The sequence below is a fragment of the Catenovulum sediminis genome (assembly GCF_007289895.1).
Taxonomy (GTDB): Bacteria; Pseudomonadota; Gammaproteobacteria; order Enterobacterales; family Alteromonadaceae; genus Catenovulum; species Catenovulum sediminis.
In genome coordinates this window covers 930848-950055 of sequence record NZ_CP041660.1, presented here as the reverse complement: position 1 = coordinate 950055, position 19208 = coordinate 930848, and the positions used below count along the sequence as shown (strand labels likewise).

Here is a 19208-nt window from a genome sequence, read left to right as displayed (position 1 = left end):
TCCAGTAATGCTATTCCTTATTTTTGCATACGAATTCATACGTTATTTTTGTAAAAAAAATGTTTAACTAAAGAATGCCTGAAATCGCATTTATTCGGTTTTTGTTGCGCTCTCGCAAAAACCTTAACAGTTAAATATAAGAATTCGAACAATGACTGGAATCAACAAGAAAGAAAATAAAAACAACAAGGTAGTTGACGCATACCCACTTAGCAATATGCAGGTGGGAATGTATTTTCACTATATGCTGGCAGAAGCGTCAGCGGTTTATCATGATGTTTTTCACTTCAAACTAAAATGTCAATGGCATGTAACTGAGTTTGAAAACGCGATAGCGACAGTGCTTGCACATCACCCGATACTCAGAACTGCATTCGATTTTCAAAAGTTTAGTGAACCTATGCAATTAGTGCATGCAAAAGGTGTGGTTCGATTCGAATATAGCGCGGTTAACATACAAAATGATCATCAACTGCAAGCATGTATTGCGGACAAAATCAGCGAGTTACAAGCTAGACCTTTTGACCTGTCTCAGCCCAGTCAAATTCGATTTACCGTATTACAAGGGGTAGATGGCTGTATTGAATTGCTCATAGACGCCCATCATATGATTTTAGACGGCTGGAGTATGGCCGTTGTATTAACTGAGTTATTTCAAAATTACCTCGCAAACATTGGTTTGATATCCGCCGGACAGGTTGCACCGCCAGTTACAAAAAATTTATTTAAAGAATTTGTCAAAGTAGAGCGTCAAATTTTACTCAATCAAGCAGCGCTTGATTATTGGCAGACGCAACTCAAACCACTTGATTATCATGCGTTAAAACTAGGGCAGAGCAAGGCCGATGAAAACAATATAGTTCGTTGCCTGAAATTTGATATCGACAGAACACAGGTTGAACAGCTAAAACAGTTAGCCGTAAAGTGTAAAGTAGATATTCGAACCTTATTATTAGCGGCGCATTTACGTCTCATCGCGTTTGTGAGTGGCCAGCCAAAAGCGACAAGTTTAGTGGTAAGCAATAGCCGCTTAGAGCAATTAGGCGGCGATAAAGCGGTGGGCTTGTTTGTTAACTCTTTACCTGCCAGCAGTGATTTAGCAGACATGAGTTGGACGGCTTTGATTGAAAAACTAAGCCAGCAACAAGCTCAGCATATGCCTTACCGCGCTTTTCCGATTGCTGAAATGGTAAAAACGCAAGGGCACCCAATTAGCAATGTATTGTTCAACTTTGTTCATTTTCATGTCTATGAATTAATTCAAGGAATTGATGGCTTTCAGGTACTGGATGCGCAAATAGATGAAAAAACGAATGCTGATCTGGCGGTTACTTTCATTCAAGGGTTATCCGGTTCACTCAGTGTAATGTTGCAATACAATACGGCAATGGTAGCTGAATCATCTGCGCAGCAGCTACCCGAGTTCTACCGCAATGCATTGCAGTCTATGTGTTTAAAGCCTGATGATAGGTGTTTGCAACATTCATTAATGTCTAAACAGCAGGTGCAAGCCGTTATCAATAATAGTTATGCACTGGCACACACACCACTGCGCCATGAGACGATTCACTCGCTCATTGAAAATGCCGCGCAGCAGTACGCAAGTGATACCGCTCTGACTTTTGAAGGGAAGCAGCTGAGCTATCAAACCTTTAACGAAAAGGCCAACCAGCTTGCACACTTGATTCGTCAACAGGGGATTGGCGCGGGAGATATTGTTTGTTTATGTATCCAACGTTCATTTGAGCAATTTATCGCGGTGCTTGCGATATTAAAAGCCGGTGCGGCTTATCTGCCGCTAGACACCAGCTTTCCGCCGGGCCGCATGCAAACCATTATCAAAGATGCAAATCCCCAGTTGATTATCACTCAACAGCAGTTTGCAAATATTTGCCCAGCCGCGACCCACAGCCTATTGATTGATGAAGAAAACTGTCAAAACGCTATTTTAAGTCAACCGGTTGGCCAAATGGCTGCAGATGTTAGAGATGCGCAAGCAAGTGATCCGGTGTTTTGTTTATATACCTCAGGCACAACCGGAAAACCGAAAGGTGTGCTGATGTCGCATCAGGCAATGAGTAATTTGTTGTTTGCGCAAACCGAGCATAATCCGTTGTTGCGCGAAAGAATGCGTACATTGCAGTTTGCTTCAATCGGTTTTGATGCATCATTTCACGAAATGATCTCTACCTTAATCTGGGGCGGCACTTTATGTTTAATCTCAGAGCAAGCGCGTAAAGATATTCATCAATTGCCCGAGTTTATCCAGCAGCAAAAGATTGAGCGTTTATTTATGCCTTTTGCCGCACTTAAGGTGTTGTCCGTCAGTGCATTACAAGCTGGTTATTTAAACTGGCCAATCAAACTCATTGTCACTGCCGGTGAACAGTTACAAATGACAGATGAGTTATGTGGTTGGCTAAAACAGATGCCGCATGCTGTACTCGACAATCATTACGGGCCGACCGAAACGCATGTGGTGACGGCCTATCGTCTTGATGAAACCCCCTCAAACTGGCCGTTTCATCCGCCAATCGGTAAACCACTGGCCAATTGTCAATGCTGGGTCTTGGATCAAAATAGAAATTTATTACCCGACGGTGTGCAGGGGGAGCTGTATGTATCAGGGGCGTGTTTAGCATCCGGTTATTTAAACAACCCAGAACAAAGCGCTGAAAAATTTATTGAGCATAGTTTTGACGGCGAGAATAGGCTTCGGCTCTACCGAACCGGCGATCTTGTGAGTCGTTTAGACGACGGTAATTTAATGTTTTTAGGACGAGCCGATGAGCAAGTTAAAGTAAGGGGTTATCGTGTAGAGCTGGCTGAAGTTGAATATCAGTTAGATCAATTGCCCTCGGTTGCCTCTGCTCTGGTCCTGCCACAAAAAGACAGTTTAGGTTTAAATCAATTAGTGGCGTATGTGGTATTGGAAGCTGCTCAGGTTTTAAGGTTCTCGCCCACTAAACCCACCTCCACACCGCTCTCCTCACCAACCACTATGACAGCCGACAAAGCGAGTAAAGACAAGTGGGCTGCGCAGATAAAATCACAACTACAAAATAACTTGCCGGATTATATGTTGCCATCTGCCATCCAAATATTGGATAAATGGCCACTGACGGCGAATGGTAAAGTTGATCGTCGAGCGCTGCCCAAGATAGAGACAATCACCAGCCAAAATGAATATCTGCCCGCTAAAAATGAAATTGAAGCCGAGCTTATTAATATCTGGGCTAAATTGCTCGCGATGCCAAGTGATAAAATCAGCACGTTAGACAACTTTTTTGAGTTGGGTGGCCATTCTTTGCTGGTGGTTCGTTTGGTTGCGAATATCCAAAAAGTATTGAATCGTGCAGTTAAACTGAAAGATATTTATCAATACCCGAGCATTGTTGCACTCGCCAATTTTCTGCAAAATGCAGAGCAAAAACAATACCCGGCTATCGCTGCGCTAGAGCGCACGCAAGATGCTTATCCTTTGTCATTTGCCCAACAAAGATTGTGGTTTATTGATCGCATGCAAGGCGGTTCGGCCAACTACAATATGCCCGCACAAATAACGGTGGAAGGGCATTTTAATCTGACACTTGCACAACAAGCGCTTGCTCAGATTGTTGAGCGTCATCAGGTATTAAGAACGGTTTATCGTGATGGTGAAAATGGCCCGCTACAACAGGTATTAAAAGATGTTGATGTGCAGATTCGACGAATAGATTTTTCTGCGTTAGAAAAAACAGAACGAGCGAAAAAAATTGCTGAGCTGACGCAAATGGATGCCGAAAAACCATTTGATTTGTCGCAAGATATTATGCTGCGTGCCAGTTATATTCAATGCGCTAAACAGGCTGGGGTATTGTTATTTAATATGCACCATATAGCCAGTGATGGCTGGTCTATCGCAATATTTGCGCGAGAGTTTGTGTGTATTTATCAAGCATTAAAGTCGGGCGAGGCGCACGGTTTAACCCGCTTGCCAATTCAATATATCGACTATGCGGTGTGGCAAAAAAATCACTTAACCGGAGCGGCTTTTGATGCTCAATTGAGCTACTGGCAAAAGCAATTGTCAGATGTCCCGACTGTCCATAGTTTGCCTCTTGATTTCCCCAGACCGCTTGAACAAAGCGGCACAGCACAGATGCACAAATGTACACTGCCAGCGGGTTTAGCGGATCGTATTGCTGATTTTTGTCGGCTGCAAGGTTTGACGCCTTTTATGTTTTACCACGGCGTATTAAGCTTTTTTATCGCGCGTTACAGCTATCAAAAACAAGTGATTATTGGCACTGTGGTGGCCAACAGACGACAAGCAGAGTTAGAGTCTTTAATTGGCTTTTTTATTAATACCTTAGTTTTACGCACGGATATTGATAGCAAACAGAGTGTTGGTCGTTATTTTGCTGCCATCAAAGAAACAAATTTGCAGGCGCAGGAACATCAGGATATTCCATTTGAACAGTTGATCGAGCATCTCAATATAGCACGCAGCACTCAACATACCCCTTTGTGTCAAATTCTGTTATCGATGAACAATAATGAGACGGTCGATCTCACATTGGATGATGTTAAGTTTACAACGCAAATTAGCACCGGCCAGGCGAGTAAATTTGATTTAGAGATAGAGGTGGACGAAACAAACGAACAAACCCAATTACAATGGTTGTACGATTGTAATTTATTTGCGCCACGCAGCATTGCGCAAATGGCTGAACATTATGTTAATTTGCTGGAAAAAATGCTGGATGCAAAGCGCTGCTTAGCTGACATAGGCTTGTTAACTGCGTCTGAATTTGCGCACCTGCAGCAAGCACACCTTGCCGCACGATCAATAAAGAGCTCAGTACTAAACCAAGGTAACACAGATAAGCAGCATACCGATTTTGTGAATACCCAATTAATGCACAGCGCATTTGAAGCGCAAGTAAAACGAACGCCGAATGCAACTGCGATAGTAAGCGGCACGGCTCAAGCCCCTCAAATTTATAGTTACCAGCAATTAAACCAGCAAGCTAACCAACTCGCACGATTTTTATTACAGCTGTTGGCTAAACCGCAGTCGAATCATACAAACCGTGAAACGCCGAGCATAGCGATTATTTGCCAGCGCAATTACACAACGGTTGTCAGTATATTAGCCGTTTTAAAAGCAGGCGCGGCCTATATTCCACTGGATGCGAATACGCCAGTAGAGCGGATCAATAATATCGTACAGGACGCAGCTGTCACTATCATTCTTGGCTCTCAGGAAAGCTCAGAAAATAGCACTCAAAGTAACCATGTGTCTTGTATTGATGTAACTCAGCTGAATCAATACAAACATTTTAACAGCCAGAATCTGACTCCGGATGAAGTACGAATAAGTGCAGAGGATCTTGCGTACATCATATATACCTCAGGCTCAAGTGGCACACCTAAAGGCGTGATGGTTGAGCATGCAAGCATTCATCAGCACTTGATAAACTGGTCACAAGATTTAGCCATTACATCTGCAGATCGGTTTGTATTATTTTCGTCACTGAGCTTTGATGCATCTATTGAACAGTTGTTTACCCCTTTTACTCTGGGGGCCAGCTGTTATTTGTTGGCAGATAACCAACAAACACCAGATGTTTTATTATCCATTATCCAGTCGTTAAAAATAACTGTGTTGGATATCCCGCCAGCTTATTGGTCTGAATTTATTCAAACGGTTGATGCCGCGGATACTGCCGATTGCCTTTTGCACACCTTAATATTGGGCGGTGAGCGTTTTCCAACCCACTCATTGCTGCAAATAGAGGATAAATTTCCCGCACTAGAGCAAATTATTAATGCGTATGGACCAACTGAAACCTGTATTACCGCGCTTAGATACAAAATAGCGCGTGCTGAATTTAGTCAGATAACAAGCATGCCAATTGGACAAACGTTTGATGACAGTTTAGCCGGTGTACTGGATGCGGATAATAACCCATTACCGGATGGTGCAATGGGCGAGCTTTATTTGGCGGGGCCTCGTCTGGCACGTGGTTATCTGAATAATCCACAGCAAAGTGCACAGGTTTTCTTTGAACACCCTAGATTGGGCGTGCGGATATATAAAACCGGCGATAAAGTGCGCCGCCTTAACAATGCACAGTACGTTTTTGACGGACGTATTGACGAGCAGGTTAAGATTCGTGGCTTTAGAGTGGAGTTGGCGGAAATAGAACAACAAATTAGCCGCCTTGCGCAGGTGAGCGACACAAAAGTGATTGTCAGTGAAACGCAAAAAGGACAATTAAAAGCGTTTGTCAAACTGACCGCACCAAGTGATGAGGAACAAGCTGAAGCTGTCTTTAAAGATATTCGGCAACAACTGAAATCGGCTTTACCTAATTACATGTTACCCAATGCCTATTGCTTGGTTGATGAATGGCCGATGACACTGGGTGGAAAATTAGATACAAAACATCTGGATGCACGCGCTAGCATTTCGTTTAATCAAGCTTATCAAGCGGCGACAAGCGAAACCGAAAAAACGCTGGTTCGGTTATTTGAAAACCTGTTACAAGTTGAAAAAGTCGGTGTCAATGACAGCTTCTTTGATTTAGGTGGCCATTCAATTTTAGCCGTGCGTTTGGTAAACCAAATTAAACAATCATTGGGTAAACAAATATCGCTAAAAGCCTTATTGGATTACCCGAAAGTACAAGATATCGCTGCACTGATAGAAAAAAGTGACGCGGCACAGGCAAGTTTACCTGTTATTACACATAATGCGCAGGGACGTTATCAGCCATTTCCTTTAACGGGTATTCAGCAATCCTATTTTATCGGACGAAAAGATGATTTCGCTTTGGGTAATGTCGGTGCGTATGGCTATTCAGAGATTACCGCGCAGCAACTGGATGTAGAACGCGTGCAGCAGGCATGGAATCGTTTAGTCGAACGGCACGATATGTTGCGTATGGTGGTCGATGAAAATGGCGAACAAGTTATTTTACCAGAGGTGCCCGAATATCAAGTAGCGTATTTTGATTTGTCAGCGTTACCAGACACTGTTAAAAAACAGCGTGTGTTAGCGCTGCGTGAAAAAATGTCGCATCAGGTTTTCTCGGGTATGCAATGGCCTTTATTTGATTTAAAGGTCAGCCGTTTGGCAGATAATGATTTTATTTTGCATATAGGCACAGATGCATTGGCAATGGATGCATCCAGTACCATGATCATTGAACAGGAGTTTTATACCTTATATCACCAACCGGATACCCACTTACCTGATTTAAGCTTAACCTTTAGTGATTATGTACATGCGTTAAAAGCACTTGAATCGCAAGATGTTTATCTCGCTGCCAAAGCTTATTGGTGTCAGCGTGTGGCAGACTTTCCGTTTGCACCCACATTGCCACTGGCGCAAGATCCTTCACAAATTAAGGTACCTGAATTTGAGCGCCGAGATTTTGTTTTACCTAAAACACAATGGCAGGCTTTGCAACATCAAGCCAAGCAGTATCAGATTACAGCGACCGCTTTGGTGTTGGGCGTGTTTGCCAAGGTCATAGAAAGTTGGAGTGATAATAAACACTTTGCTTTGAATTTAACCCTATTCAACCGACTTCCGGTGCATCCGCAAGTGGAAAAAATTGTTGGTGATTTTACCACTTTAACCTTACTGGAATTTAATTCGCAGCAAGGCAACTTTGATTTTGTGCATTATCTGAAAAACACGCAACAACAGTTGTGGCGTGATCTAGAGCATAGTTTATTTGATGGTACTCAGCTGTTAACTGAACTGATGCGACATCATTCAGGTGTGATCAGTTATCCGATTGTATTTACCAGCACTTTGGGTTTACAAAGTAGCGACGATATTCAGCGATTTACGCCATCGCAACAACATTTAATGGGAGAGACAACTTACAGCATCTCACAAACCTCACAGGTTTGGCTGGATTGTCAGATCAGTGAAGAACAAGGTGAATTACAGCTGGTTTGGGATAGCGTCGTAGATTTATTTCCGCATGGCATGTTGGATGATATGTTTGCCGCCTTCACCTCGACACTGCAAACAATGAGCAAGCAAGGTCTGCAAGCGAGCCATCTGGATTTGCCGCAGTGGCAACAAAATCTAGTCCGGACAGTAAATCAGACAGACAGTGATCTGCCACAGGGTTTGTTACATCAGCCGTTCTTAAACGCGGCGAAAAAGTTTGCGAATAAAACCGCAATTCGCTGTCAACAAGGCTGTTTAACGTATGCGCAATTAGAACAGGAAAGTGCAAAGTTAGCGCAGCAACTTAGGCAGCAAGGTGCCTGTGCCAATACACTTATCGCGGTTGTAATGGACAAAGGCTGGCAGCAAATTGTCGCTGTGCTGGCTATATTGCGCTCGGGGGCTGCGTACTTGCCTATTGATGCTAACTTGCCAGCATCCCGGATCGCCTTGTTACTCAAATCGGGCGAAGTTCAGCAAGTGGTGACAACCCGCGAACATACAAATCAAATACCCGAACAGCTCATCATACAGGTATTGGCAGATGAAATACCGGCAGCCGATACACACACAGGTACAGATAGGGTGATTAAGTTTGACGATTATCACAATCAAGCCAGTGATCTGGCGTATGTGATTTTTACCTCAGGTTCAACCGGGATGCCTAAAGGGGTGATGACCGACCACGCCGGCGCGCGAAATACGATAGAAGATATTAACCAAAGATTTGAGGTTAGTGAAAAAGACAGTGTTTTTGCTTTATCAAATTTAAATTTTGATTTGTCTGTTTATGATATTTTTGGGGTTTTAGGCGCAGGTGGGTGCCTAGTACTGCCCAGCTCGGATGAATACCGCGATCCTACAGCTTGGTTAAATTATTTGCAGCAACAGCCGCAGGTCACTCTGTGGAATACAGTACCAGCGTTAATGCAAATGTTAGTGGAACACCTTGAAAGCAAAACACAGGACAGGCCTTCTTTGGCTCTGCGTATTGTTATGATGAGTGGTGACTGGATCCCGCTGGATTTACCTGAGCGCATCCAAAAAATATCGCCAGCCAGTCAGGTTCATAGTTTAGGCGGCGCGACAGAGGCTTCAATTTGGTCTATTCACTATCCGATAGTGGCGCCTACTGCGCCTACTTCAGTTGTTACTGAAAGCACATCTCAAACCAATACGTCAAATCTAGCGTTATCTTCGGTCCCCTATGGTAAAGCATTAGCCAACCAGCAATTTTACGTTTTACAGCAAGACTTATCTTTGTCGCCTGTTTGGGCTGCCGGTGATTTATATATTGCGGGTGTTGGACTGGCAAAAGGCTATTGGCGGGATGAACAAAAAACTGCGGCCAGTTTTATCGACGATCCGGTTCGTAACATTAAATTATACAAAACCGGTGATCGTGGACGCTTATTGCCTGATGGCAATATAGAATTTTTAGGTCGGGAAGATTTTCAGGTCAAAATTCAGGGATTTCGTATTGAACTGGGTGAAATCGAAACAAACTTAAAACGCCATCAGTTGTTAAAAGAGGTTTTTATCAATACCTTTGAAACGGGCGGGCAAAAACAACTGGTTGCTTATTATACGCAGTCGAATCCTTCAAGCGCTGAGTTGGAAACAAGCGCTGAAATAGACACAAGCTCTGAAGTTGAACAATTAGCACAGCTATTGGAATTTAAAAAATCAAATCGCGCTATCCGTGACAATTTTGACATGCACGCTAGGGTTATCGAGCTGCCGGCGGTTGATAAAGTTGTTCCACTTAAAACAAACAGCAGCCTGACACCAGAAACCTTTAATTCTGTTGCCTCAATTGCGTTCTCCGAACTGAATCAAATATTAGCAGTTTGCAGACGAGTAGCATGCGAAACTTCGATTAATGCCAAGGCTCTGTATCCCTCGGCCGGCTCTACCTATGCCGTTCAGCTTTATCTGTATTTACCTGAAAATGCTGGCATTAAAGATACGCAAGGTCAGTTATTAGCAGGGTGTTATTATTATCACCCGTTGAAGCATCAGCTCATTAAGCTATCGCAGCACCGCTTACCGCTGCAACAAGTGAGTTTATTTCTGCTTGGCGACGAAGAGGCAATCGTGCCTGTGTATGGTCAAAATAGCGAGCTGTTTTTACAGGTTGAAGCGGGTTATATACACAATTTAATGCAAACTTGTCTTGCGCCTGAGTTGATGCTTTGCGGCTTGCAAAATGTGGCCGAATTGTCGTCTGAAATCCCGCAGGCTATGGCGTTAAGTGCAAAACACCAGTTGATTTCAGTCTTGCAAATACAGTCAAAGCAGCAAGCGCAACAGAAAGCGCAACAGCCAATAAACCCAGCTCATCACCACCCAACTGAGTGCACCGATGCAAGCAGCGACAACAGTAACAACAGTAACAACAGTAACAATAGTAACAATAGTAACAACAGTGAAAGTTGCAACAAAGGTCAGGGTTTAAGCGATATAAGGTTATTACCACAAGGCTGTATACAGAGAGGCGATAATATTACCCACTGGCAGCGAAAAAGTTATCGTCAGTATCTACCGCAAGCCCTGTCGCTTGCGCAATTAAATAATTTACTCTTGTCTGCGAAACAGGCGGCAACTGAGATTGATAGCTCAACAGAGCTATACCTTAAAGTTGATAAAAAAATCACCAGTGCAGAGCTTACGCTACCCATCGGGATATACCATTATCAATGGCAAACGCATGCTTTACACTTATGTTGGCAAACGCCGGTAGGGAATTTATATTCGGGTGAAAATGCACGGATAGCGAACGGTGCCGCGCTCAACTTTATTTTTGTTGCAAAACAAAACGAAAACGCCTTGGCGGCCGGTTTTATCTCACAAGCAATGACGTTAGCAGGTTTAGCTAAACAGGTCGGGGTTTGTGCCATGGGGCAGCTAAACCACTCACTGTTAGTTGCCGCTCTGCCTCAAATTGCGGATAAAAAAGTAGTGCATAGCTTAACGGTCGGTGCAATCAACGCTCAGATGTTTAATCAACAAAAACCAACTGAACCCGCAGCGCTGGAACAACAACTAGCTGATTTTCTGGCACTTTCATTGCCAGATTATATGGTGCCAAAACACTTTATCGAACTACCGGCTTTGCCGCTTACAGCAAACGGCAAGATTGATAGAAAAGCACTTCCGTTACCTCAGACAGAGCAGGCGCAAAGTGATTGTCTCGCAGAGCAACAGGGAAATAGTAAATTACTGTCGGATATTTGGTCTCAGGTATTGGCACTCGAAACGGTATATCAACAGGACAACTTTTTCCAAAAAGGCGGAAATTCTTTGTTGGCGGTACGCTTAGTTGCACAAATTAAAGAGCAGATGTTGGTCGACTTACCAATCGGTAAAATTTTTGAAGCCCCTGTTTTTGCCGACATGCTGAATACAGTTGAAATGGCGATAGCCGAAGCTGCGTTGTTGAGACAAGTAACCGCCGCCCAGCCCTTAGCTAAAGCGGCATCTGATGCTGAGAAAAACAGACTAAAACAACAGCCTGCCGGTCAACAGTCAGAGCAACAATCAGAGCCACAATCAGAGCAACGACAAGCCGCAGAGCAAACCGAAGATAAAACAGAAGAACAAGAACAAAATCAAGGAACAACCTTATGGATTTAAGTCACAACTTAAAGCGTGTCATTCAACAATGTGCCAGTGAAAATGTTGCACTTCAGTACAACAACGAACAATTGGGGATTACCGCTGGTCAGGCCGGTATAAGCGCTGAGTTAATGGCGCTGCTAAAAACGCACAAAAGTGAACTGATTAATTGGCTTGCACACAATCAAGCCCGGCAAACGCAGCCCGCGATACCCGAATTAAAAAAACAAAATAAATCGGGGACAGCGCATAACGATAAAATTGTACTGTCTTTTAATCAAAGGCGGCTTTGGTTTATCGAACAGTTAGAATCCCATGCATCGGCTTATAACATTCCATTTGTGATGCGCATCAAGCAAGCAATTGATATCGATAAATTGAATTGGGTATTTAAAAGGTTATTACACAGGCACACCGTGCTTCGAACCTGTTATCAAGTCGAAAATGATGAGCCGGTGGCAGTTGTAAAAGAAGTTGATGATTTTCAAATTGAATGCCTTGATTTATCAAATGCGGGTGACAAACAAGCAGAGCAGGTTGAGCAGTCTGTGCAGCAACTGGTCAACTATAAATTTGCGCTGGCAACGGATTATATGCTGCAGGTCCGGTTAGTTAAATGCAGTGAAAATGAATATGTTTTACTGATGTGTTTGCACCATATTGCCGGTGATGCTTGGTCGATCAATATTTTAATTAATGAGTTTATGCAGTTATACGCACAGCCTGAGTTACAGGCAGACGAAAGTGCGGTAAATGACGCTACAGCACTGCAATACTCTGATTATGCAGCGTGGGAAAAAGCCTTATTTGACGGACAGCATTTAACGCCTCAACTAACGTTTTGGAAAAACAAATTACAGAATTTGCCGACAGTGCATAGTTTACCCTTAGATTTTAATCGACCGGCAACGCAAAGTTTTAAAGGGGCGAGTATAACCAGTACCGTTGACGCCATTTTATCAAAGCAGTTAACCCAGTATGCACAGCTGCACAATGTGTCGGCTTTTATGATTTTTCATACTGTATTTGCCTGTCTATTGCACAAATATTCGGCGGCAGATGATATTGTGATCGGTGCGCCGATTGCTAACCGGCGTGATCCGGCTTTATCAAATGTTGTTGGCTATTTTGCCAATACCCTAGTATTGCGCTCAGATTTGTCATCGGATCCAAGTTTTAACGAACTCTTAGTCAGCAATAAAGCGTATTTACTTGCCGCTTATGACAACCAAATGATGCCATTTGACAAGCTTGTCGAAGCGTTAAAACCAGAGCGCAATTTAAGTCATTCGGTTTTATTCCAGATTATGCTGGTGATGCAAAATTCAGAACAAAGTGAATTTGACCAAACGGTACTCAATGCACAAGCTGATAGCATAGCGCATACAAACGCTAAGTTTGATTTAGTCTTGGAGGTGGTTAACGGGCAGGCCGGCTATCAATTATGTTGGAAGTACGCCAGTGATTTGTTTACTGAAAATAGCATGCAAAAAATGGCGAACCATTTTAATCATTTAATGCGGCAGTTGTTGAATCAACCTGACTTACCCATCAGTCAGTTGCAAACCCTAACGCCGCTTGAAAGTGAAAAAATACTGCGTCAATACAACCATACTCAAGTGTCGTGGCCTGACACTTTATGTTTGCATCAGGTATTTGAAGCGCAAGTTAACAAGCACGCACATAACATTGCATTGCTTGACGACAATATGCAGTACAGTTATTTACAATTGAATCAAAAAGCCAATCAGCTTGCTTGGTATTTACGTGAACAAGGCGTTGAATATGGCGATTTAATTGGATTGCATGCAGAGCGCGGCAGCGATTTAATTATCGCTTTATATGCAATATTAAAAGCGGGCGCAGCGTATGTACCCTTAGATCCGACTTATCCGCCAGCGCGCTTAAAGTACATTCTGGCAGATGCCAAACCTAAACTGGTCCTCACTCAATCAGCGATTTGTCAGGCTTTGGCTGATTTTTCGCAGCTTACAGGAAAAACTGTTTTGCTGGATGAAGACCCGCAATTTATCCAATATCCGACTGACAATTTAACAGAGCAAGTCATTTGTCCTGCGCCAGAATCAAAGGCCTACGTGATTTATACATCTGGTTCAACCGGTCAGCCTAAAGGTGTTATTTGTTCTCACCGCGCGATCGCCAGCCGGATTTTTTGGATGCAGAAAACGTATGCGCTCAGTGCTGCTGATGTGATGTTGCAAAAGACACCCTATAGTTTTGATGTTTCCGCCTGGGAGTTATTATGGACTTTGATGAGCGGCGCTAAACTCGTTTTGGCGGCGCCCGGAGGGCATGCCGATCCGCATTATTTACAAAGCATGATCGCTGAGCATCAAGTCAGCATTATTCATTTTGTGCCGACCATGTTACAAAGTATGTTAAGCGCCGATGCGTGGCCCAAAAACAATGCACTAAGATATGTTTTTTGTGCAGGAGAAGCTTTACCACAAAGTTTAGTCGAAGCTTTTTATCAGCTTGTCGGACAACAAACCGTTTTGGTTAATCGCTATGGGCCTACTGAAGCGCCGGCTGCAACTCACTGGCCCTGTATACAGATGCGGGACGATAAACGGATTCCGATTGGCAAACCGACCAGTAATACCTTGGTTTATGTGCTGGATAAAAATCAACAACCCGTCCCTTCGGGTGTTGTGGGTGAACTCTATATTGGTGGTGAAGGACTGGCGGACGGGTATTTAAATCAACCTCAACTGAGCGCTGACAAATTTTTGCGCAACCCGTTTGCGACTGGTCGGATTTATAAAACGGGTGATTTAGTCCGTTGGCTTGAAGATGGGACCTTGGATTTTATCGGGCGTCGCGATAATCAAGTGAAGCTTAGAGGTTATCGCATTGAATTAGGTGAAATTGAAAAGCATTTAACCGCACATGCATCGGTAGAAGAAGCGATTGTGGTTTTAAGTCAAGCGCCTGCCAGATTAATTGCTTATATTAAAGCCCAAGCTGAAATGAAAGGGCAACACTCAGATATCGTCGCTGAATTAAAAAGCGAATTACGCCAGAGGTTACCGGATTATATGTGTCCGGCGGTGATTATACCGATCGACAGTTGGCCGCAAACAACCAGTGGTAAAATTGATCGCAATGCATTACCCCAAGCGCCGGTAAACCCGGTACAAACGACAGAAAAACCGATTAATCAAATTGAGTTTAAACTGCGTCAAATTTGGTCTGAAGTGCTTAATATGCCGGCGCATTCAATTGCTCGCGACAGCAACTTTTTTGAACTCGGCGGCGATTCTATTTTATCTATTCAAGTGGTTTCTAAAGGCGCTAAAGCGGATATTCATTTTAGTGTTCGCGAGTTATTTAAAAATCCAACCATTGAATCTTTGGCCGGAAAAGTGACAAGCAGTATACAAAACCGTGCCGATCAGGGTGAAGTGAAAGGGCAACTGGTGCAATTACCAATATACTGCAGGTTTTTGTCACAACAACAAAAATTAGATCATTACAATCAGGCTGCGATGTTGGCCGTACCCGCGCAGTTAGACCGTGCACTTTTATTTAAATTTCTACAAATTATCGTGCAAAAACATGATGCTTTAAGGCTGCGTGTAGATGGCCAAAAATCACTCTACTTTAAGCCTTTAGATGCCGATGAATTATTATCCTGTATTGAAGTCGTTCAGGTTAAACAACTGGCGGATACCCAATTTATTGAAACGCGCGCCAATCAGGCACAAGCCAGTTTAGATATTACCCACGGGCCTATTATGAAGTTGGTTTTATTTCAGGCCGGTAAAGCGCAACGTTTATTATGGATTATTCATCATATTGCGGTAGATGGTGTCTCTTGGCGCGTATTGCTTGATGATTTAGCGCAGCTTTGGGCTCAGCACCAAAGCGCCGAACGCATTAACCTAGGCGACAAAACCTGCTCACTGCAACAATGGAGCCAAGCTATGCTAGATGCCAGTAATAGTAAGGCATTGCTGGCCGAAAAGCCTTATTGGACAGAGCAAAATCAAGCCGTAAAACGGCTTAATCAAGATGCCGCCACACTCGCCGATAAAAAATGGGCGACTGTGCAATTTGCACTACCGCAAGCGGCAACAGAACAGCTCATTGGTCAATGCGCACAAGCTTATCAAACGCAGATTAACGAGCTGTTGTTAGCGGCTTGGTTTATTGCTTTTAAAAACTGGTCGGGTGACGGTTGCTTGTCATTAGCGCTTGAAAGTCATGGGCGCGATGATTGTTATACTCAACTGGATAGCAGCCAGACGGTTGGATGGTTTACCACACATTATCCTTTTACCTTTCGCAGTGACCAGTCGAGCACTGCTGAAATTATTAAAAGCATTAAAGAAGCATATCGTAAAATTCCAAATAATGGGCAAGGTTATGGGCTGTTAAGTCAGATGACCAATACACAAGCGCGAATCGAATCCTGTTTGCCAGATGTGGTATTAAATTATCTGGGGCAGTTTGATCAAACATTGTCTGCCGCGCAAGAGATAGGTTTTGCCAGTGAGCCGACAGGCGATTTTATTGCAGCCGATTATCAAGAAAAATTTTCGTTAAGTTTTACAGCCGTGGTGCACGGTGGCAAAATGTCGGTCAATATGGATCATGATTTGGCAGTGATTAGCCAAAGTCAGGCAGAAAACCTAAAACAAGCGGTATATGATGCTTTGCTTGAGGTCATTCAGCATTGCACTGAAATACGCCAGCTCAGACAACCAGAGTTGCAGCCGGTCGCGGTTTATCCTGTGGTTCGCTACCTTATTGAAAATCAAAAATGGTTAGCCCATTTTAACGCCTATGACTTTTATGGCTACCATAAAAACACGGTTAATCTACCTCTGCTGGAAGCCAGCCTAAACCGTATTATCGATTTAAATTCAGCTTTGCGGCTCAGATTAGATTATCAAAATGATAAGGTAGAGCAATACCTCGCGCCCACTGGTATTGAGTATCGAATTGAACAGGTTGAGCTCAGTCATTTAGCAGCAGAGGAAGCCATTGAGCAGTTAGAGTTATTAGCGAATGACTATCAAAGACAGTTTAGGTTAGACAAAAACGCACCATTATTTAAATTTGTAAACTTTAGCTTACCGGAGGAATTAGGTAATCGCTTGCTGTTGATATTTCACCATATGATAGTCGATGGAGACTCAAGAGCTTTGATTCGTGAGCAATTAGTCAGTCAATACCGCAATTTATCGCTGGGCAAAACACGTACCGCAACTGGGTCTGATTATATTGCTTGGTTAAATCATTATTACCATCATTTTAAGCAATTTTCAGCTAATGAATTGCAATACTGGCAAAACTTTGAATGGTCTGAATTATCTGAAATTACCCCGATGAAATCGCCACAAGTGTATCAGGTTGTTGACCATGCTGTTGAACAGCTGGAATTTAAGTTATTGGAAAAACAAGAAGCTGCGCAATTAGCCAGCTTGTCATCACCAGCGGGCAAAGCGCTATTATACGATGCTTTGTTATATGCAGAGTTGCAGGCCATCGAACCTTTTCTTACACGTCAAAAAGTATTAATTGAAACCGTAAACGACAACCGGAAAAGCACTGAGCTACATGCACCTGCAGAAAATCTAATTGGTAATTTAACCAGTAACGATGTGTATATGATAGATATGTCATGCTTGGCGACATTATCGAAAGCGCAACAACTGATTGAAATAAACCGGCAACGCAGTACACAGCAGGGCGTTAGACAAGCCAGTTTGATGAGTCTGATATATGGTGATGAGCCGCAATCTGCATCATTAGACAGAGATTACCAAAAATATTTGCCTTGGTTGGGCATTAACTTGTTTATTAACTGGGGAAGCGAATCACAGGATACACAAAGTGCCGAGGAGCAACCCTTTTGGTGGGCGACTGAGTATGGTGGTGATAAAGAAAGCCGCAGTTTGGCAGGGGTGCGGGGCCATGCATTTTTTGTCCATATTGAACTTTGTGAGCAGGGCGTTATCGCCAGACTGCATCCGGATTTATGTCGTTTGTATAACGCAGATGTCGAACGCGTTTTACAGCAGATGCGGGTCAGTCTGCAAACGCTTTTACAAGACGACAGTGTTATGCAACTAAGGAGTGTGTGATGAATAACCCGTGGTTAACGCTGGCCAGCCAAACCCCAAATGCTCAAGCAACCTTGTTTTGCTTACCCTATGCCGGTGGCAGTTCGGCTATTTTTCACCCTTGGCGGGCGTTATTAAAAGATAATATTGATCTTGCATTGGTACAGTTACCGGGGCGGGGCGCACGTTTTTCCGAGCCGGCGATTAATGATATTGAGCTATTGTCAGAACAATTATTTGCGGCTATTCGCCCGCACTTTAGCAAACCTTACTTTATCTTTGGTCATAGTATGGGGGGCATGTTGGCGTATGAGCTGGTAAAACGTATTGAGCAGGCGCATTTACCCATGCCACAGCAGTTGATTTTATCTGCAACCCGACCGCCGCAAGTTGCTTATCAGGATAAAACCTATCACTTACCACAAGCTGAATTTGTTGAAAAACTGAAAACGCTAAATGGCACGCCCGACGAGATTTTGCAAAACAAGGAGCTCATGGCTTTGTTGTTACCTATGTTAAAAGCTGACTTTGAACTAGCAGAAAACTTTTATCAGCCAAACCCGACAAAAATCCATTGTCCGACCCATGTTTTGTGCGGCACGCAAGATACACGGGTGCCGAAAAAGATGTTGTCTAAATGGTCTGAAGTGATTGCGGCAAATTGCCAGTTTAGTGAGATACCAGGCGGACATTTGTTTTTAGAAACTGCAACAGAGGCATTATTGCGTGTAATCAATACAGAGCTGCAAGCGCAGCTTGAAAAGGTATCTGCCTGATGAGAAATGAATGTCGAATTGCGATGTGGTCTGGGCCACGTAATATTTCAACGGCGATGATGCGGGCATTTGAAAACCGGGCGGATACCTGTGTAGTGGATGAGCCTTTATATGCTTATTATTTACAACAAACCGGTTTACAGCACCCAGCGAGAGCAGAAATATTGGCCAGCATGTCTACTCGTTGGCAGCTAGTTGCCGAACAGTTAACGCAGGGAGCGCTTGATACAAACTGCACGGTTTTTTATCAAAAACATATGACACATCATGTTTTGCCTGAAGTCGATTTGGCTTTTACCAAACATCTTAAAAATGTATTTTTATTGCGTGAGCCAGCCAAAATAATCAACTCGTACGCCAAAATTAGGCCGCAATTTAGCATTGATGAGTTGGGGTTTGTGCAGCAATGGCATATTTATCAATATTGTCTGGCCAATAACACGGTGCCCCCCATCGTAATGGATAGTCAGTGGGTTTTATCTGAACCTAAAAAAGCACTGAGTGCGTTATGTAGCCATTTACATATTCCTTTTTCAGAAAAAATGCTCTGTTGGCCAAAAGGGAAAAGACAAAGTGACGGCGTTTGGGCGCCCTATTGGTATGCCAATGTAGAAGCTTCATGCGGCTTTGAAAAGGCAAATGATACGGTTGTTCAAGTAGCCCCTCAGTATCAAAAAATATATCAGCAAGCGCGCGAGATATATTTGAAAATGCAACGCAGCGCGACTTTGATAGCGGATAAAAGCTCTGCTGAGGTTTATTGAG

4 protein-coding genes are annotated in these 19208 nt (G+C 43.4%); all 4 read left to right on the top strand.

Going from position 1 to position 19208, the window contains the following annotated elements:
* Nucleotides 1-151 precede the first annotated feature (151 nt).
* From FNT16_RS03700 to FNT16_RS03685, 4 genes are read left to right on the top strand one after another with little or no spacing between them, the layout of a single operon-like run.
* The gene (locus FNT16_RS03700) at nucleotides 152-11593 is read left to right on the top strand and encodes a non-ribosomal peptide synthetase (RefSeq protein ID WP_143870280.1); all 11442 of its coding nucleotides are present in this window, start codon (nucleotides 152-154) and stop codon (nucleotides 11591-11593) included.
* Nucleotides 11584-17688 (top strand): non-ribosomal peptide synthetase, encoded by a 6105-nt coding sequence (locus FNT16_RS03695; RefSeq protein WP_143870279.1) that lies wholly within the window; start codon nucleotides 11584-11586, stop codon nucleotides 17686-17688. Before FNT16_RS03700 ends, FNT16_RS03695 begins: the two co-directional genes overlap by 10 nt.
* Nucleotides 17688-18443 carry a thioesterase II family protein gene (locus FNT16_RS03690; protein ID WP_143870278.1) on the top strand — a complete coding sequence of 252 codons (756 nt, stop codon included), beginning with the start codon at nucleotides 17688-17690 and terminating at the stop codon, nucleotides 18441-18443. The genes FNT16_RS03695 and FNT16_RS03690 overlap by 1 nt, the downstream gene beginning before the upstream one ends.
* Nucleotides 18443-19207 (top strand): sulfotransferase-like domain-containing protein, encoded by a 765-nt coding sequence (locus tag FNT16_RS03685; protein ID WP_143870277.1) that lies wholly within the window; start codon nucleotides 18443-18445, stop codon nucleotides 19205-19207. Before FNT16_RS03690 ends, FNT16_RS03685 begins: the two co-directional genes overlap by 1 nt.
* Nucleotide 19208: the final 1 nt, after the last annotated feature.

Coding starts and splice junctions, on each gene's coding strand:
- FNT16_RS03685 (WP_143870277.1), top strand. CDS start 18,443: ATGAGAAATGAATGTCGAATTGCGATGTGGTCTGGGCCACGTAATATT.
- FNT16_RS03695 (WP_143870279.1), top strand. CDS start 11,584: ATGGATTTAAGTCACAACTTAAAGCGTGTCATTCAACAATGTGCCAGT.
- FNT16_RS03690 (WP_143870278.1), top strand. CDS start 17,688: ATGAATAACCCGTGGTTAACGCTGGCCAGCCAAACCCCAAATGCTCAA.
- FNT16_RS03700 (WP_143870280.1), top strand. CDS start 152: ATGACTGGAATCAACAAGAAAGAAAATAAAAACAACAAGGTAGTTGAC.